The following is a 25,877-nucleotide window of genomic DNA, read 5'->3' as shown; positions in this document are numbered from 1 at the left end:
TCATGCTCTCACGGACCGCCGACACGTCTTCCCTCGGCGTCAGAGCGCGGCACCGGGCCCAGCCGGTACGATGGACTCTCGTGGCTCTTACTATTGCAATCGTCGGACTGCCCAATGTCGGCAAGTCCACCCTCTTCAACGCGTTGACCAAGAACAACGTGCTGGCGGCGAACTACCCGTTCGCCACGATCGAGCCGAACGTGGGCATCGTCAACCTGCCGGACTCCCGGCTGGCGGCGCTCGCCTCGATCTTCGGCAGCGAACGGCTGCTGCCGGCTCCCGTGTCGTTCGTCGACATCGCCGGGATCGTGCGCGGCGCGAGCGAGGGTGAGGGCCTCGGCAACAAGTTCCTCGCCAACATCCGTGAGGCGGACGCCATCGCGCAGGTCATCCGCGGTTTCGCCGACCCCGACGTGGTGCACGTCGATGGCGCGGTCAACCCGGCCGGCGACATGGAGACCATCAACACCGAGCTCATCCTCGCCGACCTGCAGACCCTCGATAAAGCCATCACGCGCTTTGAGAAGGAGGTCAAGGGTCGCAAGATGCCCCCGATCGTGCTCGAGACCGCGCTCAAGGCGCAGGCCGTGCTCGACGCCGGCCAGCCGCTGTCCTCCGCGACCCTCGATATCGAACCGATCAGGGAACTTGGGCTGCTCACCGCCAAGCCGTTCATCTACGTGTTCAACGTCGACGAAGACGTGTTGCAGGATGCCGACAAGCTGGCCGTGCTGGCCGCGCTCGTCGCCCCGGCCAACGCCGTGTTCCTCGACGCGAAGCTCGAATCGGAGCTCAGCGAGCTCGACGCCGAGGACGCCGCCGAGATGCTGGCGTCGACCGGCCAGGCCGAGAGCGGCCTCGACCAGCTCGCCCGGATCGGCTTCGACACCCTCGGCCTGCAGACCTACCTGACCGCCGGCCCGAAGGAAACCCGCGCCTGGACGATCCACAAGGGCTGGACCGCCCCGCAGGCCGCCGGCGTCATCCACACCGACTTCCAGAAGGGCTTCATCAAGGCCGAGGTCTTCTCCTTCGACGACCTGGTCGCCGCCGGTTCCATCGCCGAGGCCCGCTCGAAGGGCAAGGCCCGGATCGAGGGCAAGGAGTACGTCATGCAGGACGGCGACGTGGTTGAATTCCGGTTCAATGTTTGAAAAATGCCTCTGACCTGCAGTTATAGCTTCTTTTTCCGATGTGGATCGACGTCGAGTTCCGATCTGGCGCCCGGTGCTACGACGAATTTCGTGTTGAGGTTATGAATCCGTGGGCACGCACCCCGGGATCGGTGCGTTTGCCTGCCTCGGTGATTGTGAATCCGCACGCCTCGACGCGTGCGGACAAGGTATCCAGCGGCCAGTAGTACGCCGTCGCCACGGCATGGCTGAATGCTCTGACTTCAGGCCCCTCGAAAAAGCCGAGAGCGAGGCTGCCGCCAGGACGTAGGCAACGCGCGAACTCGGCTAGGGCGGTGTCAATGCATAGTGGATCAATGTGGATCAGGGAATACCACGACAGGACTCCACCAAGGCTCCCATTATCGACGTCGAGGTGCTCGGCCTGTCCGATCCGGAAACGGACTTCAGGGTATTGCTGCTCTGCTGCGTCGATGAACTCCGGAGTCGGATCGATGCCCTCGATCTCGAGACCGTGCTCGAACAGAAAATGCGTCCATTGCCCTGGGCCACAGCCAACATCAATGACCGGTCCAGTGAGCCCACGCGCCCAGGCAAGCACCGCTTCCCGATCCGCTTCGGCGGCGGCATCGATCCGACCGAACAACTCGACGTACGCCGCCGATCGCCTGCCATACGCGTCGCTTACGTTCGAAACGGTCATGGTGACGATTCTAGGTTTTCAGTCGAAGTCACCCCGGCAGCGATCGTGGACAAGTTCTACATCGACAACCCCGGCTCCGCTCGTCAGGCCGGCCCCACACGCTCCTTCTTTCGAGCCTTGTCGGTGCGCGGGGCCTCAAGCTTGGTCTATCTCGGCGGAACCTTCTTAGGGCAGGATATGGGCCATGGACTCAATACCTCTCGGGCTCGAACGCGGCGACATCATTCACGTTACTCTCGTCAGCCCCCTCATATACAGCGACGGGCACGGCGGCGAGGAGCTGCGGCACACGGTGCGGTTGGAGGTCCACGAGCTAAGCGCACTCGGCCTGACCGGGGGTGGTGCCGAGCTGGACGAGGGCATCGTTCCTATCAAAAGAGGCAACTTCGAAAAGATCGGGGGAGACAAGCCCGAGTTCTTCCCTTGGTCTGCCATCCTGCGAATGTCTTTGATGTACAAGGCCGCCGACTACCAGCGCGTGTGGGACCAATACGAGGCTAACGCGGCGAATTAGCGGTGGAGCTGCCCCATCGCGTTCTGCTTTCCAGCTGTCGCGGTGCAAGACTGTCATGCGGTGGGCGCTTATGGGATTCCGGCGTTAGCAAAGTCGAATGGTGGGTCGCCCTTCCAGTCCGTAACGGCAGCAGTCACCACGGTGTTGTTACCATCTGAAGCCGGCCGATAGGTGTCGCTCATGAGGCTCCGAGCGCGATAAAGCCGGTCAAACTATCTTTAGGCCGTAGGATTCACAGCATGAGCTCGGGCCAGGTCTTTGCGCTCCTGTGGGGGCCGTTCGCGATTGCATTCGGGGTGATCTTCATGGTGAAGCGCGCTCGGATATCAGAGCTCGCGAGACTCCAACGACGCCAGCAGGGCATCCGCATGACACGCCGAACTCAATCACCAGCACTAATGGTGGTGGGCGGCGCACTCTTTGTGGTTCTTGGTATCTGCGTATCGATCGGGGCGCTCATGGGGCAGATACGGTGAGTGATCACAACGGACTCGGTCGGCTCACCTCACCAAACGGTCGGATGGTAGCGGCGTGGTGGAACATGTTGATCTGTGCGGCCATCGTCGTGGTTTCGGTTGTGATGGGGATGACTCAGTCCGCCGCCGCATTTGTCGTGACAGGTCTCGGCCTAATCATGGAGTGGCAATTTGTGCGCGGATATCTGCGCGCGCGGCAAGCGAAAGTGACCGAAAAATGACTGGTCTATCACTCGGCTGCGGGCGATCGGCTCGCTGGTATTGCTCGCACTGGCCGGCTGAATAGCCGGGTGCTTGTCATGGCTTTCCGTGCGGTGGTCCTGTGGAGTTCCGTTTCCAACCTGCCTCTGGCGATCAGAAGTAGTTCTCCTTGAGCGGCAAGGGGCGAGCCGTCGACACTGAGATGCTCGGCCTAGCACGCGAGGCATTTGGCGCCGCTATCGAACGCGTCTCAGCGGCCCCGGCTTCGGTGGCCAGAGCGATGTACGGGCCGCTTGCCGAGTCCGTATGGTGGGCGATCTGCATCGATGAGGAACTGGAGGTGGTGGAGAGCTACAGGTCGCGGCGAAACACTGACCCGCAAGGCAATGTTGTCAACGGCCTCCGCTATGCACGCAGCGCACTTGGTCATCATCGATTCTTCGCAGTTCAGACGGCCGGAGGGGTGAGCATTCCTTACGTCATTCCCTACAAGATCGAGACTTTTGGTGCGTGGCTTCCAGTTGCGGACCTTCCGGATTTCGACCAGCAATCCACTTTTCGGCCGCGCTATGAGCAATATGTAGCAGGTCGAAGAGTTCTCGATACCTTGGTTGATGCGGCTGGATGGTTTGACCGCGCTTGTGCGGAGTCCCTGGCGTGATCTGGGAACTCTGGCGATCGCTCCGTGGAGGCGGCGGCCTGTGGCTGATCCCTGAGCCGCTGAATTGAACTGGCGTCGACGGAAGTCGCGTACGGCGGTCCAAGGCGGATACCGTCTCGATAGGCGCTAACTTTGACCCCGCCCTCGCGAGGCGCGTATCCCGGAGAGGGGAGACTGGATGGGGGTCCCTCGGCCATATGAAACCCCTGAGCATGTGTGAGCAGGATCCTTCGAAATCTTGGGATTCTTCATGCCAGCTGGTCCGGGCCGTCCTGACCTCGCCGCGCGTCGTGCGCGCGTCTCGCAGCGGATCGGCCAGCTCTCCTCGACGCAACTCGTCGACCTCGAGCCGCTCGTGATGGCATTTCTCGGCCTGGCCGACTGAGCGACCCGGTTCCTGTGATGTATTTCCGTAACGCAATCGGGTGGAGTTCCGCTTCTCAAACTAACCTCTGCAGCGCCGCGCGCGTACACGCCGGGCTACTCGCTGCCCTCGGAATTAAACCGGCGATGTGATGGACAAGTGATTTGGCTGGGCACCGATGTCCCGCGCCAGGACTGGGCAAATCGAATTTCGTGAACTACCCGCACTCCTGATGTTCTTGGAACTGGATGAATCTGTTCCAAGAACTCCGCCCAAAACGAATGGCCTCCGAGATTTTGGAGGCCATTCGTTGTTTTTCGTGCTGTTTTCGATGTGCGGACGGGCGGTTTTCCCTTGGATGTGCTCGGGACTATGGGGTAAGTGGAAATTCGCGACCCTGATCCCATAGTTGACCCATTTCCGGCGCGACGGATGGTCCGGGCTTGCACTAGTTTGACGGGTGAGACGGAGCCTTGCGGCTAGGTTTGCGAGGGTCTTGAGAGTTCTGCGCCGTCGGGGGAACCGGGGAATATCTTGAGCGGCCAATTCGCTTTGTAGTTGGAGTGGCCTTCGCGGTCCCTGCGGCGCGTTACTGGGCGGTTTCTACCGAATGTCGCCTCGTCGCCGAGGGTCATCGTTCCGAGAGCCAACGTCGAAATGACGGCTTCACTGTTTCCAAGAGTGCGATAACGCATGTGGTTTCCCCCTCGCATATTTGGAACACCGTGCGGCCGGAATTTCCAAACTCGGTCTATTCCACAATGCTCTATTCGCCGGTTCTGCGCGACGACATCGTCGAGGGTGGGCCGAAGCTGGAACGGCTTCTGCTGAGGCACGCTCGGTCGGATCCCCAACACCACCCACTGCGAAGGTCTTGTCCGACTCCAAGGGTTCGTTGACGGCGGATTCTTTCACGCGTATCCTAAGCCGCAGAATTCCCAAATGAAAGGGGTCGTCACTATGCCGCAGTTCATGGATGTTCACCACAACATGGCGGGGTTGACCGAGGAAGGTTTGAAGGCGGCGCACGACGCTGACCTGGCGATACAGGGTGATGAGAATGTGATCTTCAAGCAAGCGTGGGCTGATCCGGAAGCTGGAGTTGTCTACTGTTTATCGGAGGCGCCGTCTCAAGAGGCGGTTCAGCGCATTCATGAGCGCGCTGGTCACCCCGCCGATGAGATCCACGCGGTGCCGTTCGCCGTCTAAGCCTCAATGCCGTTCAGTTAGGACGAACTTCGCTATCCACGCGTCCGTGATTGTCGTGGATTCTCGGGTGTTGATCTACGGCGAATTGGACTAACTGAACGGTATTGGTCTAAGCCTCGATCCACCGGTCAGCGTGGCTGAGCCGGGTCACCGGCGTTTGATCTGAGGTTTCTGGTGGTGGGCATGGCGGTGCGGTCGGCCTTGCTGTCGGTGGTGTTCCTAGTCTGGTTGCGCCGTTGGACTGGGTGGTCGGATGGTGGCCGTTTGTGGCGGGCCGCAGGCCGCCGCGAACAGGGCTGTTCAGCCGGTTTCCCAGGGCCAGCTGGCCGGGAGGTGCAGGACGTGTTTCCGGGCCGAGGTCGAGATGCGGGCCGGAATCTGAATCAGTTTGCGCCGGATCGTGCCGGTGCGCGCCTTGCCGCGGGTGCTGCCGGTGAAAGTCGATCAGGTCAGTGCAAGTGTGCGCTAGCGAGGCTCGTCACGGTCTGACTTGGGCAGCGATGGCTCTAAGTATCGTTCGCTGGCGTTTTGTCGTTCGGTATTAGTGATCGTTGATGTCGCCGCACTTGACGTTAATCTGCTACGGAATGCGGTGGAGTTCCGGTTTAACGTCTAGCCAGTCGCGCTCCTGAAGGGACCCTTCTGCTTCGGCAGACGGGGCAGTTTCGGCCTTGGACGACGCCCGGCACCCCTACGCTGTGCGCATGGGGAAGACAACGCGACCGACATGTGTAATCGCTGCGCTGGGGATTGCAGTGCTCATACTGGCCGGGTGCTCACCGTTCGCCGAGCCCAGTGGTCAATCCAGTCAGGCTAACTCGCCGACCGCTCAGCCACCGACAGGGACGGAGAGTCCGGTGCCCGCCGCTGCGGCGTCGATCGTGTTCTCGGTGGCGTCGATCCAGATCGTTGACAACTCCGGCGCCGTGCTGAGCGAGCACGACTATTTTAAGCCGACCGCGGACGTGGTTGCCGTGCTCACTGACGCTTTCGGTACCGAACCGACCGTCAGCCACTATGACGGGCATGCGGATAATCCGCCAGGCACTTCATATGACTGGGGCGGGTTTGCCGTTCAGGACGGCGAGTGGACGACTGAGGCCCCGTACTATTCGGAGTTCTATGTCTTACTGACCGCCGAGACGGTGGGCGGACTCACTCTCTCGACCAGCGATGGCGTGTCAGTCGGTGATTCATTTTCAGATGTAGCTGCGGCGCACCCGGACGACGTCCAGAGCTACGCAGACGGGCCCTTGCAGCTCGAATGGACAGAGCTTCCGAAGTTTCCCGAGGGATACGGTATCGAGATCGTGCCCGCCCTTTCTGTGCTCGTCATCGATTCTGAGCACAACGACGTTGTCTCTCGCATCATTGCCCCGGCCATGAACTGGGGAGCATAGCGCGCATCAGACGACCTCGTCGATGAAGCTGCTCACCGCCTCGACGACCAGGCGCGCGACCGCCGCCGCATCAAGCGGTGACGATTCAGCACGGCCGAGTGCGCATTTTCGGCGACTCCGTCGTTCGGAGGGAGTGCCACGATCACGCTGCGGAGCCTGGCGTTGCAGCTGGCGACGGATTTCACCGAGACTTAGACGGACATCGGGCCTTGCTGCCGTCATCGATCCGACCTTCCGGGGACGGCCGGACGCTGTAATGTTAGGAGGTTGATCGGCTGTTGAACGTCGTTGAGTTCAGATTTAGCGTCTAGCCTCGCGCTCCGGGGCCAAGCATGTCGGAGGCAGCCCGAGCCCGCCGTATGATAGCCGCCGCAGCATCATTAACGAAGGAGACCATCGTGCCTGTCATCGCCATCGTCGGAGCTGGACCGGGACTTGGAGCAGCCGTTGCGCGAAGGTTCGGTCGCGAAGGCTTCTCTGTGGCGCTGATCTCCAGGAACCAGTCGAAACTTGACGCTATGGCGGCGGAGCTCACGGCTGCCGGTTTCACCGCGAGTGGTTACGCTGCGGATGTCCTCACGCCGGCATCGCTCGAAGGTGCCCTTGCGCGTGCCGCAGCAGAGCTCGGGCCCATCACCGCACTTCAGTACAGCCCGCTCCCATCGCGTGACTACCTGAAGCCGGTGCTTGAGATGACACCCGAGCTGGCGCTGGAGGCACTGCGGTTCTCGGCCCTCGGGCTCATTCACGCGGTGCGTGCGGTGCTCCCCGCGATGCGGCAGGCCGGTCGTGGCAGCATCGTCTTGATCAACGGTGGAACCTCGGTAAAGGCCCGTGCTGACTTCGCCGGCACTTCGGTCGCCTTTCCGGCCGAGAGCGGTTACGGTGAGATGCTCCACGACGCCCTCGAGGGTGAGGGCATCCGGGTCAGTCAACTTGTTATCCCGGGTGGCATTCCGCAGCTTCAGCTCGCCAATGGCATCGACGGCGTCGCCGATCGCATCTGGGGCCTCCACGCCGTTGCCGGTCCGTTCCGAACCATGCTCATCCCGCTTGAGGACGGCCGGGAGTAGGCGGGAGTAGGGGACGGACCGGACTGCGCTTGGCTGAACGCCTAGCACCCCCCGGGGGGTCGGTGGGGGCGAAGGCCGGGTAGGCCCTCACGTTGATCGGTGACGAAATTCGGTGGAGTTCCGCTTCAACGTCTAGCTCGCTCTGTCGGGCGCAACTGTGACCGTTTCGGACAAGTGTGGCTGGTGTGCCGGACGCAGTTGTCCGTTCCGGCGACAGTCGCACTGATCTCGGGGGTGGACACGGGCTGAGACGAGGTGTCGGAGGCGTGGCTAGGCCGCGGCGAACCGTTTCGCTGAGCGAGCCTTCGCCTTCTCAGACTCGACCTCCCGGTTCTTCCGGGGAGCCGCGCTCACCAGGTCCTCGAGCAAATGCCTTGAGATGTGGGCGATCTCCTCGACAGCGCGGGTGAACGCTTCGGCGTTGGCGTGCGACGGCTTCGTGGAGCCGCTGATCTTGCGCACGAACTGCAGGGCGGCCGCGTGGACCTCGTCGTCGGTGGCGGCGGGCTCGAAATTATGCAAAGTGTGGATGTTCCGGCACATGCACCCAGAATAGCCAGGCGTCCGGGCGTCGTCACCCGGCATTTCCGCTTTGCCGTGCCGTCAGCGTCTACCCCTCGACCGGGCACAGGGGACGGACCGTCAGCCCGCGACCCGCAACGACGTTGGGGATGGTGCGCCCCCGAGCCCGGTGGTCGGCAGCGCTCACGGTGCTCGCCCGAACTCTGACGAGCACCTCGTCGTGGCCCGGCGAAGGCTTGGGCGCATCCTCGATGCGCACCACCTCTGGGGACCCGAACCGGCGATAGACGGCGGCGCTCATCCGGACATCCTGTGCGTGAATGCGAGTTTCTCGTTGCGGATTCATAGCGACTCCTTGAGTTGAGGTGTGCGTGTTTGTGACGTGAACGCCCTCGTTTTTCCGGGCCGGCTCGACGGACGAGGTCGGCCTCGGGCTGGCGTGGCCCGACGACGGATGACGTACTCGGCCACCGCGAGATTGACCGCCCAGGCTGCACCCATCGCCACGGCTCGGGGGAGTTCGGCGGCCGGGCCGAAAAAGATCGACTCGGGGATCAGCAGCAGCGCCTGGGTGCCCGCGCCCACGCCGATCGCGTAGGCCCGGGTCATCCACGCGCCGTGCCGGAGGAAATCTCGGCGCACGATTCCGCGGATGCCGAGGCCGACACTCGCCGCCATCGCGGCGCCGAAGACCAGCCGGAGGACCGAGAGGAGCACGCCGTCGCCGGGCGGGTGCGGGTAGAAGACGGTCATCCACATGTCGGACAGGGCGGCGATCAGCCCGGCGGGGATGAGTATCCCGCTGGCGATGCGATGCCAGCCGCGGCGACGGAGTGCGGGAACGAATTGGAACGCGCCCAGCAGGCTGAACACGGTCACGCTCACAATGTGCGTCACGACGGGCACGGGCGAGTCGAGGAACCGGGCGTTCTGCGGTGTGGCGACGGCCCCGCCGGTCAACTCGCCGAGTCGCGCCGCCCCGGCCAGGATCGGGATGAGGCTGAGGAGGATCAACCCGGTGGGCGCGAACCACCCTGCTCGAGGGGCCTTCCTGGTATTGCCGCGGGGGATCGCGGCAGTTGCGACGACTTTCGTCATGATTGTCCGCTCCTCAGCACGTTGACCGAGACCAATCTGACGCCCAGGTTGCTGACCCGCCGCAACAGCCCGTGCAGGGCAGCCTGATCGAGGACCGATCCCGTGAGGGTGGTCGTTCCATCGCGATCGTTTGTCAGTGTGAAGCCCTCGAACCAGTCGCTCCAGCAACCATCCAGCTGCCCCTGGAGGCGGATCTCGTACCGGTCGAGCTGATCGTGCCCGACCGGCATCGTGTGCTCCTCATGCATCGCGCACTTCCTTTCGCTTCGCAAGGGCCCCGGGGCGGGGTTCAGGCCGTGGTCGCGCGGTCGAGGCGGGAGCCGCTTTCGCCGGACAGGCTCCGGCCCGCGGATTTGCGCTGGTCCGACCGCAGGGAGTAGCCGAGCCAGATCAGGGCCAGGCCCATGGGGATGGCGGCCATCCGTTCGAGGGCGTGCGGGAGAAGCGCGCCGGCGACGGGCGTCACGGCGGCGGCGGCGATCAGCAGGATGCCGGCTCCGCGGGAGAGCACCCGGGCGCGGAGGATGGCGATGCCGAACAGCAGGGCGCCGACGATGTAGAGCGCGCTTCCGACCAGGGGGAGTGCGGCGAGAGGACCGAGGTCGGTCACGGCCGGGTGCCGACCGAAGAGCCCGACGAAGTCCTCGGCGAATTGCGGCGCGTCCGCCACGACCAACGGCGCGATGTACGCCTCGGCGAAGACGAAGGCCGACTGCAGGACGAAGAAGAGTCCGAACATCGCGTATCCGATCAGGCCGAGCAACCCGAATTGCCGAACCTGGCGAAGGTAGACGCCGGTGAGGCCCACCATCCCGAGCACGGCCATGCCGAAGCTGAGACTGTGCACCGTCACCCAGGCCTGCGTGGTGAGGGAGGAGACCTCGTCGGCCGGGTGGATGAACTGGATGACGATGTAGATCAGTCCTGACAGTGCGACGGCGATGCCGGCCCCACGGGTAAGGGTGGACGAGGTGATGCTCATGGTGATTCTCCGATGCTCTGGAATGGATGTTCTGGAATGGATGTTCTGAAATGCCCGGGCGGATGCCTGACGACAACCTGAATCTACGGAGGCACGTGGTGACCGGGCATCACCCGGTGTGGTGATCGATGTGGTGATTGTGCGGGCGCCTCGAATCAGGCCCGTGCCGGTTCCGGAGCATTCGAGTCGAGGATCCGGGGTGCTGCGGCGGGTCGGGACGGCTGGGCGAGCAACACCGCGAGGACGATGAGTCCTGCCCCCGGGAGCGCGAGCCAGAAGATGTTCCCCCAGCGGTAACCGGCATCGCGAAGCCGTCGGATCTGGACGGCCAGTGTGGGCAGGAGGACGACGAGGTTCCATGCCCCGCCGAAGCTGGTCGCCGAGTTCATCGTCAGATCCGAGAGCGAGCCGAGTACGGCGGTGACGAGTGTGGTGAAGAGAATCCACCACCAGAACTCGGGTCGGCCGGCTGTGCCGGTGAAATCCGCATACTTGCGGACGACGATCTGGATTGCTGCGGGGAATGACATGGGATCCTTTCAGGGAGTCGGGCGTGGAGGTGGTGGCGCTCAGCGCAAAGCGAGGTCCTCAGCGGGGAACTCCACGAGACCTGAATCTACGGAGGCACCTGGTGACGCGGCATCACGAAGCGTGGTGATCAATGTGGTGATTGTCCAGTTCGGCCGTTCCCTGTGGCGCGGTCGGAAACCGCCTCGCGCGGCGGGGCAGCTCCGCCGGGACCACCCCTGCCGGTGGCACAATGGCGGCATGACACTGCACCTCACCGGCGACCCAGCGGCGGACACCCTGCTCACCGAGGATCCGTTCGCCCTGCTCCTCGGAATGCTCCTCGACCAGCAGATCGCGATGGAGACGGCGTTCGCCGGGCCAGCCAAGATCCGCGACCGGATCGGCACCCTCAACCCGGCGACCATCGCCGGCTTCGACCCCGACGCGTTCGCCGAGGTCTTCCGCACCAGCCCGGCCGTGCACCGCTTCCCCGGCTCGATGGCGACGCGCGTGCAGGAGGTGGCCGGCATCATCGCCCGCGACTGGAACGGCGACGCCGCCTCCCTGTGGACCTCCGGTTCCCCGGACGGCGCCGAGATCCTGCGCCGGCTGAAGACGCTGCCGGGGTTCGGCGACCAGAAGGCGCGGATCTTCCTCGCCCTGCTCGGCAAGAGACTGCGGGTGCCGAACGAGGGGTGGCGGGAGGCATCCGCCCCCTATGGCGAGGACGGCTCGCACCGCTCCGTCGCCGACATCGTGGACGCCGAGTCGCTGGCCCTGGTCCGCGAGACCAAACGTGCGGCGAAGGCCGCCGCGAAGAAGGCCTAGGGCAGCGGTGGGTCCCCATTTCAGCGAGCAGGCCTTCGACTTCCTCGAGGAGCTGGAACACCGCAACAACCGTGACTGGTTCGAAGAGCACAAGCCGAGCTACGAGCGTGAGCTGAAGGCACGGATGCTGGAGGTCATCGACGCGGTCAACGCCAGGCTGGCCGATTTCGCCCCCGACCACATCCGGCCGTCGAGCAAGGCCATGCTGCGGATCTACCGCGACGTGCGCTTCTCGAACGACAAGACGCCCTACAAGACCCACCTGGCCGCATCCTGGCCGCGTCAGGGCCTGGAGAAGACCGGGGGCGCCGGGTTCTTCCTTCAGGTCGGCGTGCACGGGGTCATGGTCGCCGGGGGCTCCTACCGCCCGGGTCCGCCGCAGCTCCTCGCCATCCGCCGGCACCTGCTCGAGCACCACGCCCGGTTGCGGGCGCTTCTGGCCGAGGAGTCCCTGGTCCGGCTGACCGAGCCGCTGGACGGCCATCCGCTGATCCGCTCCCCGAAGGGGTTCCCGGCTGACCATCCCGCGGCCGACCTGCTGCTGAACCGGCGATGGGCGCTCTTCTCGAACCTGCCGGGCGCGGCGGCGCTGGGCGGCGGGTTCATCGACCTCGTGATCGAACGATTCCGGGCGATCGCCCCCATCGTCGACTTCCTGAACGTGCCCCTGGCCGCCGTCACGCCCCTCGAGCGCGAAGCAGCGACCGGGCTGCGATCAGCCCGCTGACGACCGGAACCTCGGGTCTGAGAGTCTCAGGCCGCACGGCCGCACCCCCGCACGGCTCAGCGCGACTGGCGCCCCTTGGGCTTCGGCGCACCCTTGACCGCGGGGGCACGCCCCTGGCCCTTGGAGGCCTTTGCCTTGCCGCCGGCCTTCGCCGGAGCCTTCGGTGCGGCGGCTGCCGCGGATGCCGCGGGCTTCCGCACCAGAGGTCGTGCGACCTCGAGCAGTTCGAGTCCGGCGCTCGTCAGCGTGGGCACGTCGTCGACGGTGACGAACAGTTCGCCGCCGACCTCGTCCTCGAGCGTGCGGATGGAGATGAGGAGGGTGGCGCGGGTCAGGTTGAGGGTCTTCGCCGCGGCACCCCAGTTGGTGGCTTCGGCGGTCGTGACGAAACGCCCGAGCAGGGTGGTATCCACAAGAAAGCCCTTCGAACTGCCGCCGTGCCGGTCACGGGGCAGTAACAGGGTACGCGCTGCAATGAGAACATGGAGTAATGACCGCAACGCTCGTGGCCAGGGGCCTCGCCGGAGGGTACGCGCACCGCACCCTGTTCGACTCACTCGACCTCACCGTCGCCCCCGGCGACGTCATCGGTGTCGTCGGCGCGAACGGGGCAGGCAAGTCCACCCTGCTCCGGCTGCTCGCCGGCATCCTCGCCCCGCAGGCGGGCACGGTCAGCCTGGCCCCGACCGATGCCTTCGTCGGCTGGCTGCCCCAGGAACACGAACGTGTGCCGGGCGAGACGATCTCGGGCTACCTCGCCCGTCGCACCGGCTGTGCGGAGGCGACCCGCGAGATGGATGCCGCGGCATCCGCCCTCGCCGATCCTGAGCCCCGTCCGGATGGCCTGGACCCGGCCGACGTGTACTCGAGGGCCCTCGACCGGTGGCTCGCGAGCGGGGCCGCCGACCTCGACGACCGGTTGCCGATCGTGCTCGCCGAGCTGGGCCTGCGGCTCGGCGCCGACCTGGCCGAGGACACGCCGATGACGGCGCTCTCCGGCGGCCAGGCGGCCAAGGTCGGCCTCGCCGCCCTGCTGCTGTCCCGGTTCGACATCGTCCTGCTCGACGAGCCGACCAACGACCTCGACCTCGACGGGCTGGAGCGGCTGGAGACGTTCGTGCGCGGGCTGCGCGGCGGCGTCGTACTGGTCAGCCACGACCGGGAGTTCCTCGCCCGCTGCGTCACCCGGGTGCTGGAACTCGACCTGGCCCAGAACGCCAACCGGGTGTTCGGCGGCGGTTACGACTCCTACCTCGAGGAACGCGAAACGGCACGGCGACACAAGCGCGAGGACTTCGACGAGTTTGCCGCGAAGAAGGCCGACCTGGTCGGCCGTGCCCGCACCCAGCGCGAATGGTCGAGCCAGGGCGTGCGGAACGCCATAAAGAAGGCGCCGGACAACGACAAGATCCGGCGTAAGGCCTCCGCCGAGTCCAGTGAGAAGCAGGCGCAGAAGGTGCGGCAGATGGAAAGCCGGATCAACCGCCTCGAGGAGGTCGAGGAGCCGCGCAAGGAATGGCAACTCGAGTTGACCATCGGCGCAGCGCCGCGGTCGAGCGCCGTGGTCGCCACGCTCAGCTCGGCCGTGTACCGCCAGGGTGATTTCACCCTCGGCCCGGTGTCGCTGCAGGTCAATGCGGGCGAGCGGATCGGCATCACCGGCCCCAACGGGGCCGGCAAGACCACGCTGCTCCGGGCGCTGCTGGGCAGGCAGAACCCGGATGAGGGCACGGCCGCGTTCGGGGCCAGTGTTCGGATCGGCGAGATCGACCAGGCGCGCGCGCTCCTCGCCGGGGACCGTCCGCTCTCCATCAGCTTCGCGGAACTCCTCCCCGACTTGCCCGTGGCCGAGGTACGCACGCTGCTCGCCAAGTTCGGGTTGAAAGCCGACCATGTCGGCCGGCCCGTCGACGAACTCTCCCCGGGTGAACGCACCAGGGCCGGCCTGGCCCTGCTCCAGGCGACCGGGGTCAACCTGCTGGTGCTCGACGAGCCGACGAACCACCTCGACCTCGCCGCCATCGAACAGCTCGAACGGGCACTTGAGTCCTACCAGGGCACCCTCCTGCTGGTCACCCACGACCGGCGGATGCTCGAAAATGTGACGACCGACCGGCACTGGAGCGTCGACGCCGGGCAGGTCACCCTGGGATGATGGGTGCTCACCACGCCATGACCGGCGCGGCAGCGTGGATCGCCGTCACGGCGACCGCCGGGCATGGCCTCGGCTTCTTCCCGGTCTCTCCGGCCGGAACCGTCACCGGCGCGCTGCTCTGCGCCGGCGCCGCCCTGCTCGCCGACGCCGACCATGGCTCCGCCACCATCTCGCGCTCCGTGCCCGTGCTCGGCCGACTCGTGACCGGCGGGATCTCCCGGGCGTCGGGCGGCCATCGCCACGGGCTGCACGGGCTGCTCGCCATCCTCTGCGCCTGGCTGCTGGCCACCGGCCTCGACCGATTGTCGTGGCAGTCGCCCTGGTCCGAACGGCCCGTCGACGTCGGGATTGCCGCCGCGAGCGCCGCCGCGATCGCATTCGCCGCATACGCGCTGGGCCTGGCCCCGGGATCCTGGCCGATGGCATGGTCGATCGGGCTGGTCGGAGCCGGCGGAATCACGGTCTTCGCGCCGGAGCGACCCGACTGGTTCATCGTCTGCATCACCCTCGGTTACGGCGTCCACCTCCTCGGCGACCTGCTGACCACCGGCGGGCTGCCGCTCCTCTGGCCCTGGGTGCCCAAACCGCCCCGCGCCTGGCGGAAGGTGCCGGTCCTCAACCGGATCTGGACCTCCGGCGGCCACCTGGCCGTCCCCATTCTCGGCAACGCCGGATCCCTCCGGGAATGGGCGCTGCTGATCCCGGTCACCCTCTACGTCGGCTACGGGATACTGTTCGCGGCACTCGCCGAGGTCGGCGTCGACCTGGCCGCATTGCTGTACTGATCGGCTCTTGGCGGATGGGCCTCGGCGTGGTTCGCTGGGGGGTATGCCCAACCTGCCGATGTTTCCGCTCGGGTCCGTGCTCTTCCCCTACCTCCCGCTGCAACTGCGGGTGTTCGAGGAGCGGTACCTGATCATGCTGTCCCGGATCCTCGCCGACGAGCCGGCCGAATTCGGCGTCGTGCTGATCGAACGCGGGCAGGAGGTCGGCGGCGGAGAGCACCGGTTCGGCTACGGCACCGTCGCCCAGATCACGCAGCTGGCGGCATCCGACGGGTTCGTCGGTGTACTCGCCCAGGGTGAGCGCCGGGTCGAGGTGCTCGACTGGCTCGAGGAAGACCCGTACCCGGAAGCCGTCGTCCGTGACATCCCGGAGCTGGACTGGGACGACAACCTGTTCCCGCTCCGGGAGGAGGCCGAACTGGCCGTGCGGCGCGCACTCGCCCTGGCCAGCGAGTTCACCGACCAGGCCTGGTCGCCGGATATCGAACTCTCTGAGGATCCCACGGCGGCCGCCTGGCAGCTGGCCGGCATCACGCCGGTCGGCCCCCTCGACCAGATCGCCCTGCTGCGGGCGACGACCATGGAGGGGCTGCTCTCCGCCGTGCTCGTATACACGGCCGCGGCAGTGGAGTCGTTCCGCTCCCCGTGGCCGGATGAGTGAGTCGTGCTCGGGCTCTTCCGGTGCCGGCCGCAGGTTGCGGCGCGCTAGGCTGATATCGAAAATCAAATATTGGGCCATCACGGTCGATGCGGGAGAGTTCGATGCCGACAGGCATGCGAACACCGAAGGAGCAATCCTCCCCGACAATCTCTCAGGTACTCGTACCGCATCGAACTGGCCACTCTGAAAAGTAGTCGCGGCACCAGCGCGGCTCGCCCATGGTGAAAGCCGCAGCCACGACCGGTGCCGCGAAGCTCTCAGGCCTGACGACAGAGGGGGAGTTCCCAGGGGCTCGATCGCGCCCCGGAGATTCTCGCTCGGCCCCGGCCGACGACAACCTGGAGAACTCATGACCCCGGACACCGCCGCCCACCCCTCCTCGGACTCCCTGCCGAACGCCGTCACGTCGAACGCCGCTCCGTCGAACGCCGCTCCGGCTACCGACGAGCGGTTCTCACCGCTGCACCAGGCGCACGTGGATGCCGGCGCCAGCTTCACCGACTTCGCCGGCTGGCAGATGCCCGTGCGGTACTCGAGCGACCTCGCCGAGCACCACGCCGTGCGCACCAGCGCAGGCATCTTCGACCTCTCGCACATGGCCGAAATCACGGTGTCCGGTCCGGATGCCGGGGCGTTCCTCGACTACGCCCTCGCCGGCAAGCTCTCCACGATCGACCTGCTTCAGGCCAAATACAGCCTCATCCTGAACCCCGCCGGCGGCATCATCGACGACATCGTCGTCTATCGCACCAATGAGAAGGACTACCTCGTCGTCGCCAACGCCGGCAACCGGGTCCAGGCCGTCCAGGCGTTGTCCGCCCGGGCCGTCCGATTCGATGTCGAAGTCACCGACCAGAGCGACGACGTCGCCCTGATCGCCGTGCAGGGGCCGGCCTCCCGTGCCATCCTCGAGGCCACCGCCGGTCTCACCGTCGACGGCGAGCTGTCCGAGCTGAAGTACTACCGCGCCCTCGGCGGCACATTCCGGGGCGGGGACGTGCTCATCGCCCGCACCGGCTACACCGGTGAAGACGGCTTCGAACTGTACATCGACGTGCCCGCCGCCGCCGCCCTCTGGGACGCGCTCTGCGCCGCGGGTGAGCCCTTCGACCTCGTGCCGGCCGGCCTCGCCAGTCGCGACACGCTGCGCCTCGAGGCCGGGATGCCGCTCTACGGCCACGAGCTTTCCCTATCCACCTACCCGGCCCAGGCCGGTCTCGGCCGCGTCGTCAACCTGGCCAAGGAGACCGATTTCATCGGCCGCTCGGCCAGCGAAGAGGGCCCGAGCGCCGACGCGCGCGTGCTGGTCGGCCTCGCTGCCGCGGGCAAACGCGCCGGCCGCGCCGACTACCTGGTCTTCCGCAGCAGTGATGCCCCCGTCGCCGAGGGCGTCATCACGAGCGGTGCCCTGTCACCGACGCTGGGACATCCGATTGCCATGGCCTACGTCGCGCCGTCCCTCGCCCGCCAGGGCACGGAGGTCTTCGTTGATGTGCGGGGAACCCGCATCCCGGCCACGGTCACCCAGCTCCCCTTCTATAAGCGTCAGAAATAGTCCACCCCCCGAGAGGAAACCCCATGGCAGACAAGACTGAACTCCTGTACACCGCCGAACACGAGTGGGTGCTGGTCGATGGCGACACCGCCCTCGTCGGCATCACCGCCTACGCGGCAGACAAGCTCGGCGACGTCGTCTTCGTGGAACTCCCGGCGGTCGGCAGCAGCGTCGCAGCGGGCACAGTCGTCGGCGAGATCGAGTCGACCAAGTCGGTCGGCGAGCTCTTCGCCCCGGTCAACGGCACGGTCCTCGAAACCAACGACTCCGTCGTCGCCAGCCCCGAGCTGGTCAACAGCGACCCGTTCGGCGCCGGCTGGCTGCTCAAGGTGACATTCACCGAGCTGCCCACCCTCCTCAGTTACTCCGAATACTCCGCCCTCGTCGGCGAGTAGTCCCAAGCGAAGCCAGGTCACCCAGCACATGTCACAGCCCTTCACCCAGCGTCACATCGGCACGGATGCCGACGCGCAGTCCCGCATGCTCGCCACCCTCGGCTACGACTCGGTCGGGGACCTCGTCAACGCGGCGGTCCCCGAGACCATCCACGTCGACCGGTTCCGCACCGCGGGCGACAGCACCCTGCCGCCCGCGGCGACCGAGCGGGAGGCGATCGAGGAACTGCGCGCCCTCGCCGCCCTGAACACGGTGAAGCGCTCGATGATCGGCCTCGGCTACTACGACACGATCACGCCCGCCGTGATCAAGCGCAACGTCTTCGAGAACCCGAGCTGGTACACGGCCTACACGCCCTACCAGCCGGAGATCTCGCAGGGCCGGCTCGAAGCCCTGATCAACTTCCAGACCATGGTCGCCGATCTCACCGGCCTGGCCACGGCGAACGCGTCCATGCTCGACGAGGCCACCGCAGTGGTCGAAGGCATGCTCCTCACCCGCCGGGCGTCGAAGTCCGCATCCCACCGGTTCATCGTCGACGCGGATGCCCTGCCGCAGACCCAGGCGCTGCTGTCCAGTCGCGCCGCGGCGCTCGGCATCGAGCTCGCGGTCATCGACCTGCAGGCCGACACCACGGCCGCCGAGCTCGGGGATCACTTCGGCATCTTCGTGCAGTACCCCGCCGCATCCGGCCGGGTCTGGAACCCCGCCGGCGTGATCGCCGCCGCGCAGTCGCAGGGCGCGCTCGCCGTCGTCGCCGCCGACCTGCTCGCGCTCACCCTCCTCTCCTCGCCCGGCGAGCTCGGCGCGGACGTCGCCGTGGGCACCAGCCAGCGGTTCGGCGTTCCGATGGGCTTCGGCGGACCGCACGCCGGCTACATGGCGGTGCGCAAGGGCCTCGAACGCCAGCTCCCCGGCCGTCTCGTCGGCGTCAGCGTCGACGCGGCCGGCCACCCGGCGTACCGGCTGTCACTCCAGGTGCGCGAGCAACACATCCGCCGGGACAAGGCCACCTCGAACATCTGCACTGCCCAGGTGCTGCTCGCGGTCATGGCGGGCATGTACGCGGTCTACCACGGGCCGGACGGCCTGAAGAAGATCGCGACCGAGGTACACGAGACCGCGGGCCGGCTCGTCGCCGCCCTGCGCGCCATCGGCGTCGACCTCGTCGGCGACACCTTCTTCGACACCATCCGGGTGTCGGTCCCGTCGCGGGCCGCCGAGATCGTCGCCCGCGCGGCCGGTGCCGGCGTCAACCTGCACCAGGTCGACGCCGACCTGGTCGGCATTGCGGTCGACGAGACCACCACCATCCGCGACCTCACCGCGGTGCTCGGCGCGTTCGGCGGCCTGGACGCCTTCGGCAACGTCGATTTCGGCGCCCCGGAGGCTGGGTTGCCCGGGGAGCTCGCGCGCACCAGCACCTACCTGGGCCACCCCGTCTTCAACACGCACCGCTCCGAGACGAGCATGATGCGCTACCTCAAGCGCCTCGCCGACTTCGACTACGCGCTCGACCGGGGCATGATCCCGCTCGGCTCCTGCACGATGAAGCTGAACGCGGCCACCGAGATGGAGGCGGTCAGCTGGCCCGAATTCGGCGGGCTGCACCCGTTCGCGCCACGCGATGACGTCCGGGGCTACCTCGAACTCATCCGCCAGCTCGAAACCTGGCTGACCGACGTCACCGGTTACGACACCGTGTCGCTGCAGCCCAACGCGGGCAGCCAGGGGGAACTCGCCGGCCTGCTCGCGATCCGCGGATACCACCACGCCAACGGCGATGCGGACCGCACGGTCTGCCTGATTCCGTCCAGCGCCCACGGCACGAACGCCGCCTCCGCGGTGCTCGCCGGGATGCGGGTCGTCGTCGTCGCCTGTGACGACCTCGGCAACGTCGACCTCGTCGACCTCCGGGCGAAGATCGCCGAGCACGCCGAGAGCCTCGCCGCGCTGATGATCACCTACCCGTCCACCCACGGCGTCTACGAGCACGAGGTCGGCACCATCTGCCGGGCCGTGCACGACGCCGGCGGGCAGGTCTACGTCGACGGTGCCAACCTCAACGCCCTGCTCGGCTTCGCCCGCTACGGCGACTTCGGCGGCGACGTCTCCCACCTCAACCTGCACAAGACCTTCTGCATCCCGCACGGCGGCGGCGGACCCGGTGTCGGCCCGGTCGGGGCGAAGGCACACCTGGCCCCGTTCCTGCCCGGGCACCCGCTGGCCCAGAGCGACGAGCACTATCTGCACGGCGCGCTCACCGACACCGTGGTGCACCGCGGCGGCCCGGTCTCGGCCGCGCCATACGGGAGCCCGAGCATCCTGCCGATCTCGTGGGCCTACGTGCGGATGATGGGCGCCGACGGCCTCCGCGAGGCCACCGGCGCCGCGGTGCTGGCCGCCAACTACGTCGCCAAGCGGCTCGAGGCGCACTACCCGGTGCTCTACGCCGGCGACAACGGCCTGGTCGCACACGAGTGCATCCTCGACCTTCGGCCGCTCACCGAGGCGACCGGGGTCAGCGTCGACGACGTGGCCAAGCGACTCGTCGACTACGGCTTCCACGCGCCGACCATGAGCTTCCCGGTCTCCGGCACGTTGATGATCGAACCGACCGAGAGCGAGGACCTCGGCGAGATCGACCGGTTCGTCGAAGCCATGATCGCGATCAAGGCCGAAGCGGATGCCGTTGCCACCGGGAGTTGGCCGGCCGACGACAACCCGTTGCACAACGCACCGCACACCGCGCAGTCCGTGATCGAGGGGGACTGGACCCACCCCTACGACCGGGAGAGAGCCGTCTACCCGGTGCGCAGCCTGATCCGTGGCAAGTACTGGCCGCCGGTGCGCCGGATCGACAACGCCTACGGCGACCGCAACCTCGTCTGCGCCTGCCCGCCGCCGGAGGCCTTCGCCGACTAGCGGCATCCCCCCGCGAGCGTTTCTCGGACCGCGAGAGTGCAGTTTTGGCCCCTTCATCACCGCGGAAGGGGCCAAAATTGCACTCTCGCGGAGAACCATGGCGGGGAGAGGGGGAAGGGAGAGGGGGAAGGGAGAGGGGGAAAGGAGAGGGGGAAGGGAGAGGGGAAGGGGGGATCAGGCGGCGGGCGCGAGGAGGGTCGGCCACCAGGCCAGGGCGAGCGGGTAGCCGACGAACGAGAGGATGTCGAGGATCGCGTGCGCGATCACCAGCGGCAGCGTGCGCCCCCAGCGGGTGTAGCACCAGCCGAACACGACGCCCATCACCGCGTTGCCGACGAACGGGCCGATGCCCTGGTAGAGGTGGTAGCTACCGCGGAGCAGCGCCGTCGACCCGATGATCGTCCAGGTTGACCAGCCGAGCTCCCGTAGCCGGGTGAAGAGGTAGCCCACGACGATGACCTCCTCGGTGAGCGCGGCGCGCAGGGCCGAGAAGACCAGGATGGGAATCGTCCACCAGAATGCGTCGATCGGCCTCGGCACGACCGCGACGGTGATCCCCAGCATTCGTCCGGCCAGGTACAGTGCCAGGCCGGGGATGCCGATGGCGAGCACGAGGCCGACACCGCGAAGCAGGTCCCGCCGTTTCTCGGTGAGGTCGAAGCCGAGCCGACGGAAGGCGCTGCGCCCGGGCTGCCAGAGCAGGAAGAGCACGAGGGCGACGCCGAACAGCTCGAAGAACAGTCCGAGGAACTGGTAGGTGAAGTCGAGCCATTCCCGCGGCGACTGCGACCCGTTGATGGTGGCCGACTGCTTGGACAGCGGGGTCGTGTCGGTCAGCCGGGCGATGATCGCCACGATCGAATAGACGGCGGATGCCCCGAGTGAGAGCCCGAGGACGATGGCTACTTCCCAATACCGTCCAATGCGGCCCAGGCGGCCGAGGTTCACTCGGCGGGCCTCATCCGGCACGCGGGCGTGCCGCCGGGCAGCCGGTGGCGGAACCGGGCCACCAGCCGGTAGCCGGCCGAGGCCGCCCAGGACCACGGCGGAACCGTGCCGAGCCAGCCGAGCATCCGCCAGCCGGGTGAGGGCTGGTGCCGAAGCAGCGCGGCGACCGCCGCGGCTCCGCCGAACTGCCGACTGCCGTCGACGAGCCAGACCTGTGACCGGGCATCCGCGGTGGTCAGCGCGAAGGCGGCCAGGTCTGTCCACTGGTACGGCGCCGCGGCTGGCATGGCCGGGAGGATGCGTCGCAGCCAGCCCACCGAGGTGGTGCAGAACGCGCAGTCGCCATCGAAGATGAGCAGCGGAGGCCGTGCGGGGGAGTGACTGTCCATGGACCAATCATCCCATCGCACGGAGTTGTCGCGGATTCCCCGCGCACGCGCAGAATCCGCCGCGAAAGCGCCGGTTGACGAAACAATCGTGCGCGTTGTGTTTCGCCTCGGTAACGTTATTGCGTTTTGTTAGGTGGAGCGCGTGACGGGTACCTAAGGTCGAATTTATCTGGCGCGTCAGCCTGGCCACAATCAGCCGCGCGCTCAAATTGCACAGGAGGAAAATTGAAGATCAACAGACTGGGTATCGCAGCCATCGCCCTGGCCGCGGTGGGGGCCCTCACGCTGTCCGGCTGCGCCGGCGGCGGAGCTGCCACTCCGACGGCCTCGAGCAACGCAAAAGCGATCATCACGACGAACGGCTCCGAGCCGCAGAACCCGTTGATCCCGACCAACACCAACGAGGTGGGTGGCGGCAAGATCATCGACGCGATCTTCGCGGCTCTCGTCTACTACGACGAGAAGGGCGCACCGGTCAACGACGTCGCCGACTCGATCAAGTCGGACGACAACAAGAAATACACGATCAAGATCAAGCCCGGCCTGAAGTTCACCAACGACGAGCCCGTCACGTCGTCGAGCTTCGTCGACGCCTGGCAGTACGGCGCGCTGCTCAGCAACGCCCAGCTCTCGAGCTACTTCTTCGAGGACATCGAGGGCTTCAGCTACGACGCGGACAGCCCCCTCACCGGCCTCAAGGTCGTCGACGACACCACCTTCACGGTCACCTTGAAGTCTGCGCTGTCCGACTTCCCGCTGCGCCTCGGCTACTCGGCATTCAGCCCGTTGCCGGCCGCCGCGTTCAAGGACATGGCCGCCTTCGGTGAGAACCCGATCGGAAACGGCCCGTACATGCTGGCCGGCGGCAAGGCCTGGAAGCACAACGAGAAGATCGACCTCGTCGTCAACCCGGCCTACGACGGCGGACGGAAGCCGAAGAACGGCGGCCTCACTGTCGTCTTCTACGCCAACCAGGGCGCCGCATACTCCGACCTGCTCGCGAACAACCTCGACGTTCTCGACGCCCTCCCGGACAGCGCATACGGCACCTACAAGAAGGATCTCGGCGACCGGGCAGTGAACCAGCCCGCCGCGATCTTCCAGTCCTTCACGATCCCAGCCCGCCTGCCACACTTCGACGGCGAAGAGGGCAAGCTGCGTCGTGCGGCCCTCTCGATGGCGATCAACCGTGACGAGATCACGAAGATCATCTTCTCCGGAACGCGCACCCCGGCCTCCGACTTCACCTCACCCGTTATCGATGGCTGGTCCGACAAGCTCAAGGGCGCGGATGTCCTCAAGTTCGACGCCAAGAAGGCGAAGAAGCTGTGGGCCGAAGCCGACAAGATCTCCCCGTGGACGGGCGCCTTCCAGATCGCGTACAACGCGGACGGCGGACACCAGGGCTGGGTGGACGCATCGATGAACAGCATCAAGAACACCCTCGGCATCGACGCGTCCGGCGCGCCGTACCCGACGTTCAAGGAAGCCCGCACGCTGATCACGAACCGCACCATCCAGACCGCGTTCCGCACCGGATGGCAGGCAGACTACCCGGGCCTGTTCAACTTCCTCGGCCCGATCTACGCGACCAAGGCCGGCTCGAACGACGGTGACTACGCGAACCCCAAGTTCGACGCGCTGCTGAAGAAGGGCTCCTCCGAGGGTGACCTGGCAGCCGCGAACAAGGACTTCCAGGCCGCACAGGAGCTCCTGCTCCAGGACCTCCCGGCGATCCCGCTCTGGTACTCCAACGTGACCGGTGGCTTCGGCACGAGCGTGCAGAACGTGAAATTCGGCTGGAACTCGGTGCCGATCTACAACGAGATCACCAAGGGCTAGTCTGAACTGAGCACGAGGAAAGGGCGATGACGCACTGTCATCGCCCTTTCTTCATGCCCGGCGCGCAGCGTGCGTTGCCCGGCACAGGAGGAAAAAGTGAACATCACCAAATTAGGCATCACCGCCGTTACGCTGGCTGCCATCGGGGCGCTCACGCTCTCCGGCTGCGCCGGTGGGGGTGCCGCACCGGCGTCGACGCCGAACCCGGGCGCGATCATCTCGACGAACGGGTCCGAACCGCAGAATCCGTTGATCCCGACAACCACGACCGAGACCGGCGGCGGGAAGATCGTCAACTCGATCTTCGCCGGGCTGGTCTACTACGACGCCAAGGGAGCGACCGTGAACGACGTCGCCGACGCGATCACGACCGACGACAACACGACCTACACCATTAAGATCAAGCCGGGCCTCACCTTCAGCGACGGCCAGTCGCTCACGTCGAGCAGCTTCGTCGACGCCTGGCAGTACGGGGCGCTGCTCAGCAACGCCCAGCTGGGGAGCTCCTTCTTCTCGGACATCGCCGGCTACAGCGTGGAGAAGGACAGCCCGCTGACGGGGCTCACGGTCGTCGATGACACCACCTTCACGGTCGCCCTGACCGCACCCCTGGCCGATTTCCCAGAGCGCCTGGGCTACGCCGCGTTCTACCCGCTCCCGGCGTCCGCGTTCGCCGACATGGCCTCGTTCGGGGAGAGCCCGATCGGCAACGGTCCGTACATGCTCGACGGGGCCAAAGCCTGGAAGCACAACGAGAAGATCGACCTTGTCGTCAATCCCGCCTACGACGGCGGACGGAAGCCGAAGAACGGCGGTTTGTCGATCAGGTTCTACGCCAATGAGGGCGCGGCGTACTCCGACCTGCTCGCCAACAACCTCGATGTGCTCGACTCCATCCCGGACAGCGCCTATGGCACCTACCAGAGCGACCTGGGCGACCGGGTCGTCAACCAGCCCGCCGCGATCTTCCAGGCCGTGACGATCCCGGAACGGCTACCGCACTTCTCCGGCGAGGAGGGCACCCTGCGCCGCCGGGCACTGTCGATGGCGATCAACCGTGAGGAGATCACCAAGGTCATCTTCTCCGGAACCCGCACCCCGGCCTCCGACTTCACGTCGCCCGTGGTCGACGGCTGGTCCGACACCCTCAAGGGCGCGGATGTGCTGGAGTTCAACGCGAAGGCCGCGAAGAAGCTCTGGGCACAGGCCGACGCGATCTCGCCGTGGACCGGTACCTTCCAGATCGCCTACAACGCCGACGGCGGCCACCAGGGCTGGGTCGACGCCGCGTCTAACAGCATCAAGAACACGCTCGGGATCGACGCCTCCGGCGCCCCGACACCGACGTTCGCCCAGGCCCGCACCGCGATCGCCGACCGCAGCATCCAGACCGCGTTCCGGTCGGGCTGGCAGGCCGACTACCCGAGCCTCTACAATTTCCTGCAGCCGTCCTACGCGACCAAGGCCGGATCCAACGACGGGGAGTACTCGAACCCAGAATTCGACGCCCTGTTGGCCAAGGGATCGGCCGAGAGCGACCTGACCGCGGCGAACGGCGATTTCCAGAAGGCCCAGGAGATCCTGCTCCAGGACCTGCCCGCCATCCCGCTCTGGTATGCCAATGTCACGGGCGGTGTCGGGCTCGATGTGCACGGCGTCGTTTTCGGTTGGGACTCGGTTCCGCTCTTCAACGAGATCACCAAGGGCTAGTCTGATCTAAACGCGCGCGGGGGCGATGACCGAGGTCATTGCCCCCGCGCCATGACCGACACGAATAGACGATGCACCCGGGCTCGGCTCGGCGCGCGTCGCCTTACAGG

28 protein-coding genes and 2 riboswitches are annotated in these 25,877 nt (G+C 66.3%); of the genes, 18 read left to right on the top strand and 10 right to left on the bottom strand.

Annotated features, from left to right (window positions below):
- The first annotated feature begins 80 nt into the window (after window positions 1-80).
- Window positions 81-1,154, top strand: coding sequence for a redox-regulated ATPase YchF (ychF, locus tag E3O19_RS10330; protein WP_134567321.1), 1,074 nt, complete (start codon window positions 81-83; stop codon window positions 1,152-1,154).
- Between the two features lie 76 nt (window positions 1,155-1,230).
- On the opposite strand, the gene E3O19_RS10325 is transcribed toward ychF, so the two are convergent.
- Window positions 1,231-1,836: a class I SAM-dependent methyltransferase gene (locus E3O19_RS10325; protein WP_134567319.1), complete on the bottom strand. Its 606-nt coding sequence runs from the start codon at window positions 1,834-1,836 to the stop codon at window positions 1,231-1,233.
- 184 nt (window positions 1,837-2,020) lie between these two features.
- On the opposite strand from E3O19_RS10325, the gene E3O19_RS10320 reads away from it, so the two are divergent.
- The 7 genes from E3O19_RS10320 to E3O19_RS10290 all read left to right on the top strand — a co-directional run bounded on the left by E3O19_RS10320 (window position 2,021) and on the right by E3O19_RS10290 (window position 7,734).
- Window positions 2,021-2,350 carry a hypothetical protein gene (locus E3O19_RS10320; protein WP_134567317.1) on the top strand — a complete coding sequence of 110 codons (330 nt, stop codon included), beginning with the start codon at window positions 2,021-2,023 and terminating at the stop codon, window positions 2,348-2,350.
- Between the two features lie 472 nt (window positions 2,351-2,822).
- Window positions 2,823-3,047, top strand: a complete 225-nt coding sequence (locus E3O19_RS10315) for a hypothetical protein (RefSeq protein ID WP_134567316.1) — start codon at window positions 2,823-2,825, stop codon at window positions 3,045-3,047.
- 149 nt (window positions 3,048-3,196) lie between these two features.
- Window positions 3,197-3,688, top strand: coding sequence for a hypothetical protein (locus E3O19_RS10310; protein ID WP_134567314.1), 492 nt, complete (start codon window positions 3,197-3,199; stop codon window positions 3,686-3,688).
- 250 nt (window positions 3,689-3,938) lie between these two features.
- Window positions 3,939-4,073, top strand: a complete 135-nt coding sequence (locus E3O19_RS18585; RefSeq protein ID WP_277613026.1) for a hypothetical protein — start codon at window positions 3,939-3,941, stop codon at window positions 4,071-4,073.
- A gap of 921 nt (window positions 4,074-4,994) precedes the next feature.
- Complete coding sequence (locus tag E3O19_RS10300) at window positions 4,995-5,261, top strand: SCO4226 family nickel-binding protein (RefSeq protein WP_198412118.1); 267 nt, start codon at window positions 4,995-4,997, stop codon at window positions 5,259-5,261.
- 857 nt (window positions 5,262-6,118) lie between these two features.
- On the top strand, window positions 6,119-6,661 hold the full coding sequence (locus E3O19_RS10295) for a hypothetical protein (protein WP_134567310.1): 543 nt from the start codon (window positions 6,119-6,121) through the stop codon (window positions 6,659-6,661).
- A gap of 398 nt (window positions 6,662-7,059) precedes the next feature.
- The gene (locus E3O19_RS10290; protein ID WP_134567308.1) at window positions 7,060-7,734 is read left to right on the top strand and encodes an SDR family NAD(P)-dependent oxidoreductase; all 675 of its coding nucleotides are present in this window, start codon (window positions 7,060-7,062) and stop codon (window positions 7,732-7,734) included.
- Window positions 7,735-8,004: 270 nt separating this feature from the next.
- On the opposite strand, the gene E3O19_RS10285 is transcribed toward E3O19_RS10290, so the two are convergent.
- The 6 genes from E3O19_RS10285 to E3O19_RS10260 all read right to left on the bottom strand — a co-directional run bounded on the left by E3O19_RS10285 (window position 8,005) and on the right by E3O19_RS10260 (window position 10,866).
- Entirely contained in the window at window positions 8,005-8,277 is a 273-nt protein-coding gene (locus tag E3O19_RS10285) for a DUF2277 domain-containing protein (protein ID WP_134567306.1), read from the bottom strand.
- A gap of 67 nt (window positions 8,278-8,344) precedes the next feature.
- On the bottom strand, window positions 8,345-8,602 hold the full coding sequence (locus E3O19_RS10280) for a hypothetical protein (protein ID WP_134567304.1): 258 nt from the start codon (window positions 8,600-8,602) through the stop codon (window positions 8,345-8,347).
- Window positions 8,599-9,354 (bottom strand): DUF2306 domain-containing protein, encoded by a 756-nt coding sequence (locus E3O19_RS10275; RefSeq protein WP_134567302.1) that lies wholly within the window; start codon window positions 9,352-9,354, stop codon window positions 8,599-8,601. The genes E3O19_RS10280 and E3O19_RS10275 overlap by 4 nt, the downstream gene beginning before the upstream one ends.
- The gene (locus E3O19_RS10270; protein ID WP_134567300.1) at window positions 9,351-9,584 is read right to left on the bottom strand and encodes a hypothetical protein; all 234 of its coding nucleotides are present in this window, start codon (window positions 9,582-9,584) and stop codon (window positions 9,351-9,353) included. Before E3O19_RS10270 ends, E3O19_RS10275 begins: the two co-directional genes overlap by 4 nt.
- A 59-nt stretch (window positions 9,585-9,643) precedes the next feature.
- Window positions 9,644-10,336, bottom strand: coding sequence for a hypothetical protein (locus E3O19_RS10265; protein ID WP_134567298.1), 693 nt, complete (start codon window positions 10,334-10,336; stop codon window positions 9,644-9,646).
- A 155-nt stretch (window positions 10,337-10,491) separates the two neighbouring features.
- Complete coding sequence (locus E3O19_RS10260; protein WP_134567296.1) at window positions 10,492-10,866, bottom strand: DUF805 domain-containing protein; 375 nt, start codon at window positions 10,864-10,866, stop codon at window positions 10,492-10,494.
- Between the two features lie 238 nt (window positions 10,867-11,104).
- On the opposite strand from E3O19_RS10260, the gene E3O19_RS10255 reads away from it, so the two are divergent.
- Both E3O19_RS10255 and E3O19_RS10250 read left to right on the top strand, forming a co-directional pair.
- On the top strand, window positions 11,105-11,674 hold the full coding sequence (locus E3O19_RS10255; protein ID WP_134567294.1) for an HhH-GPD-type base excision DNA repair protein: 570 nt from the start codon (window positions 11,105-11,107) through the stop codon (window positions 11,672-11,674).
- A gap of 7 nt (window positions 11,675-11,681) precedes the next feature.
- Window positions 11,682-12,401, top strand: coding sequence for a DUF2461 domain-containing protein (locus tag E3O19_RS10250; protein ID WP_134567292.1), 720 nt, complete (start codon window positions 11,682-11,684; stop codon window positions 12,399-12,401).
- A gap of 56 nt (window positions 12,402-12,457) precedes the next feature.
- On the opposite strand, the gene E3O19_RS10245 is transcribed toward E3O19_RS10250, so the two are convergent.
- Complete coding sequence (locus E3O19_RS10245; RefSeq protein ID WP_134567290.1) at window positions 12,458-12,814, bottom strand: LysR family transcriptional regulator; 357 nt, start codon at window positions 12,812-12,814, stop codon at window positions 12,458-12,460.
- Window positions 12,815-12,891: 77 nt separating this feature from the next.
- On the opposite strand from E3O19_RS10245, the gene E3O19_RS10240 reads away from it, so the two are divergent.
- The 6 genes from E3O19_RS10240 to gcvP all read left to right on the top strand — a co-directional run bounded on the left by E3O19_RS10240 (window position 12,892) and on the right by gcvP (window position 20,878).
- Window positions 12,892-14,556: an ABC-F family ATP-binding cassette domain-containing protein gene (locus E3O19_RS10240; RefSeq protein ID WP_134567288.1), complete on the top strand. Its 1,665-nt coding sequence runs from the start codon at window positions 12,892-12,894 to the stop codon at window positions 14,554-14,556.
- Window positions 14,553-15,341 (top strand): metal-dependent hydrolase, encoded by a 789-nt coding sequence (locus tag E3O19_RS10235; RefSeq protein WP_134567286.1) that lies wholly within the window; start codon window positions 14,553-14,555, stop codon window positions 15,339-15,341. Before E3O19_RS10240 ends, E3O19_RS10235 begins: the two co-directional genes overlap by 4 nt.
- 43 nt (window positions 15,342-15,384) lie before the next feature.
- Window positions 15,385-16,002 carry an LON peptidase substrate-binding domain-containing protein gene (locus tag E3O19_RS10230; protein ID WP_134567284.1) on the top strand — a complete coding sequence of 206 codons (618 nt, stop codon included), beginning with the start codon at window positions 15,385-15,387 and terminating at the stop codon, window positions 16,000-16,002.
- Window positions 16,003-16,081: 79 nt separating this feature from the next.
- Window positions 16,082-16,179: riboswitch (glycine riboswitch) on the top strand.
- A gap of 1 nt (window position 16,180) precedes the next feature.
- Window positions 16,181-16,282: riboswitch (glycine riboswitch) on the top strand.
- 69 nt (window positions 16,283-16,351) lie between these two features.
- Complete coding sequence (gcvT, locus tag E3O19_RS10225) at window positions 16,352-17,557, top strand: glycine cleavage system aminomethyltransferase GcvT (protein ID WP_174776918.1); 1,206 nt, start codon at window positions 16,352-16,354, stop codon at window positions 17,555-17,557.
- A gap of 23 nt (window positions 17,558-17,580) precedes the next feature.
- Window positions 17,581-17,952 carry a glycine cleavage system protein GcvH gene (gcvH, locus tag E3O19_RS10220; RefSeq protein WP_134567282.1) on the top strand — a complete coding sequence of 124 codons (372 nt, stop codon included), beginning with the start codon at window positions 17,581-17,583 and terminating at the stop codon, window positions 17,950-17,952.
- A 28-nt stretch (window positions 17,953-17,980) separates the two neighbouring features.
- Complete coding sequence (gcvP, locus tag E3O19_RS10215) at window positions 17,981-20,878, top strand: aminomethyl-transferring glycine dehydrogenase (protein WP_134567280.1); 2,898 nt, start codon at window positions 17,981-17,983, stop codon at window positions 20,876-20,878.
- Between the two features lie 174 nt (window positions 20,879-21,052).
- Here gcvP and E3O19_RS10210 read toward each other — a convergent pair whose 3' ends face one another.
- Together E3O19_RS10210 and E3O19_RS10205 are read right to left on the bottom strand one after the other, a co-directional pair.
- The gene (locus E3O19_RS10210; RefSeq protein ID WP_134567278.1) at window positions 21,053-21,847 is read right to left on the bottom strand and encodes a CPBP family intramembrane glutamic endopeptidase; all 795 of its coding nucleotides are present in this window, start codon (window positions 21,845-21,847) and stop codon (window positions 21,053-21,055) included.
- Window positions 21,823-22,215, bottom strand: a complete 393-nt coding sequence (locus tag E3O19_RS10205) for a thiol-disulfide oxidoreductase DCC family protein (protein ID WP_134567277.1) — start codon at window positions 22,213-22,215, stop codon at window positions 21,823-21,825. Before E3O19_RS10205 ends, E3O19_RS10210 begins: the two co-directional genes overlap by 25 nt.
- A gap of 225 nt (window positions 22,216-22,440) precedes the next feature.
- Between E3O19_RS10205 and E3O19_RS10200 the strand changes: the two genes are divergently transcribed.
- Both E3O19_RS10200 and E3O19_RS10195 read left to right on the top strand, forming a co-directional pair.
- Complete coding sequence (locus tag E3O19_RS10200) at window positions 22,441-24,057, top strand: peptide ABC transporter substrate-binding protein (protein WP_134567275.1); 1,617 nt, start codon at window positions 22,441-22,443, stop codon at window positions 24,055-24,057.
- A gap of 96 nt (window positions 24,058-24,153) precedes the next feature.
- Window positions 24,154-25,767, top strand: a complete 1,614-nt coding sequence (locus E3O19_RS10195) for a peptide ABC transporter substrate-binding protein (RefSeq protein WP_134567273.1) — start codon at window positions 24,154-24,156, stop codon at window positions 25,765-25,767.
- Window positions 25,768-25,877 lie beyond the last annotated feature (110 nt).

The organism is Cryobacterium algoritolerans, assembly GCF_004402785.1.
GTDB classification, from domain to species: Bacteria; Actinomycetota; Actinomycetes; order Actinomycetales; family Microbacteriaceae; genus Cryobacterium; species Cryobacterium algoritolerans.
Note: the sequence above shows the minus strand (reverse complement) of the source record. Positions and strands in the feature narration are given on the sequence as shown.

Excerpts from the sequence above, each read along its gene's own strand:
- E3O19_RS10325 (WP_134567319.1), bottom strand. The coding sequence starts at position 1,836 with ATGACCGTTTCGAACGTAAGCGACGCGTATGGCAGGCGATCGGCGGCG.
- E3O19_RS10320 (WP_134567317.1), top strand. The coding sequence starts at position 2,021 with ATGGACTCAATACCTCTCGGGCTCGAACGCGGCGACATCATTCACGTT.
- E3O19_RS18585 (WP_277613026.1), top strand. The coding sequence starts at position 3,939 with ATGCCAGCTGGTCCGGGCCGTCCTGACCTCGCCGCGCGTCGTGCGCGC.
- E3O19_RS10300 (WP_198412118.1), top strand. The coding sequence starts at position 4,995 with ATGAAAGGGGTCGTCACTATGCCGCAGTTCATGGATGTTCACCACAAC.
- E3O19_RS10285 (WP_134567306.1), bottom strand. The coding sequence starts at position 8,277 with ATGTGCCGGAACATCCACACTTTGCATAATTTCGAGCCCGCCGCCACC.
- E3O19_RS10280 (WP_134567304.1), bottom strand. The coding sequence starts at position 8,602 with ATGAATCCGCAACGAGAAACTCGCATTCACGCACAGGATGTCCGGATG.
- E3O19_RS10275 (WP_134567302.1), bottom strand. The coding sequence starts at position 9,354 with ATGACGAAAGTCGTCGCAACTGCCGCGATCCCCCGCGGCAATACCAGG.
- E3O19_RS10270 (WP_134567300.1), bottom strand. The coding sequence starts at position 9,584 with ATGCCGGTCGGGCACGATCAGCTCGACCGGTACGAGATCCGCCTCCAG.
- E3O19_RS10265 (WP_134567298.1), bottom strand. The coding sequence starts at position 10,336 with ATGAGCATCACCTCGTCCACCCTTACCCGTGGGGCCGGCATCGCCGTC.
- E3O19_RS10260 (WP_134567296.1), bottom strand. The coding sequence starts at position 10,866 with ATGTCATTCCCCGCAGCAATCCAGATCGTCGTCCGCAAGTATGCGGAT.
- E3O19_RS10255 (WP_134567294.1), top strand. The coding sequence starts at position 11,105 with ATGACACTGCACCTCACCGGCGACCCAGCGGCGGACACCCTGCTCACC.
- E3O19_RS10240 (WP_134567288.1), top strand. The coding sequence starts at position 12,892 with ATGACCGCAACGCTCGTGGCCAGGGGCCTCGCCGGAGGGTACGCGCAC.
- E3O19_RS10235 (WP_134567286.1), top strand. The coding sequence starts at position 14,553 with ATGATGGGTGCTCACCACGCCATGACCGGCGCGGCAGCGTGGATCGCC.
- E3O19_RS10230 (WP_134567284.1), top strand. The coding sequence starts at position 15,385 with ATGCCCAACCTGCCGATGTTTCCGCTCGGGTCCGTGCTCTTCCCCTAC.
- gcvT (WP_174776918.1), top strand. The coding sequence starts at position 16,352 with ATGACCCCGGACACCGCCGCCCACCCCTCCTCGGACTCCCTGCCGAAC.
- gcvH (WP_134567282.1), top strand. The coding sequence starts at position 17,581 with ATGGCAGACAAGACTGAACTCCTGTACACCGCCGAACACGAGTGGGTG.
- gcvP (WP_134567280.1), top strand. The coding sequence starts at position 17,981 with ATGTCACAGCCCTTCACCCAGCGTCACATCGGCACGGATGCCGACGCG.
- E3O19_RS10205 (WP_134567277.1), bottom strand. The coding sequence starts at position 22,215 with ATGGACAGTCACTCCCCCGCACGGCCTCCGCTGCTCATCTTCGATGGC.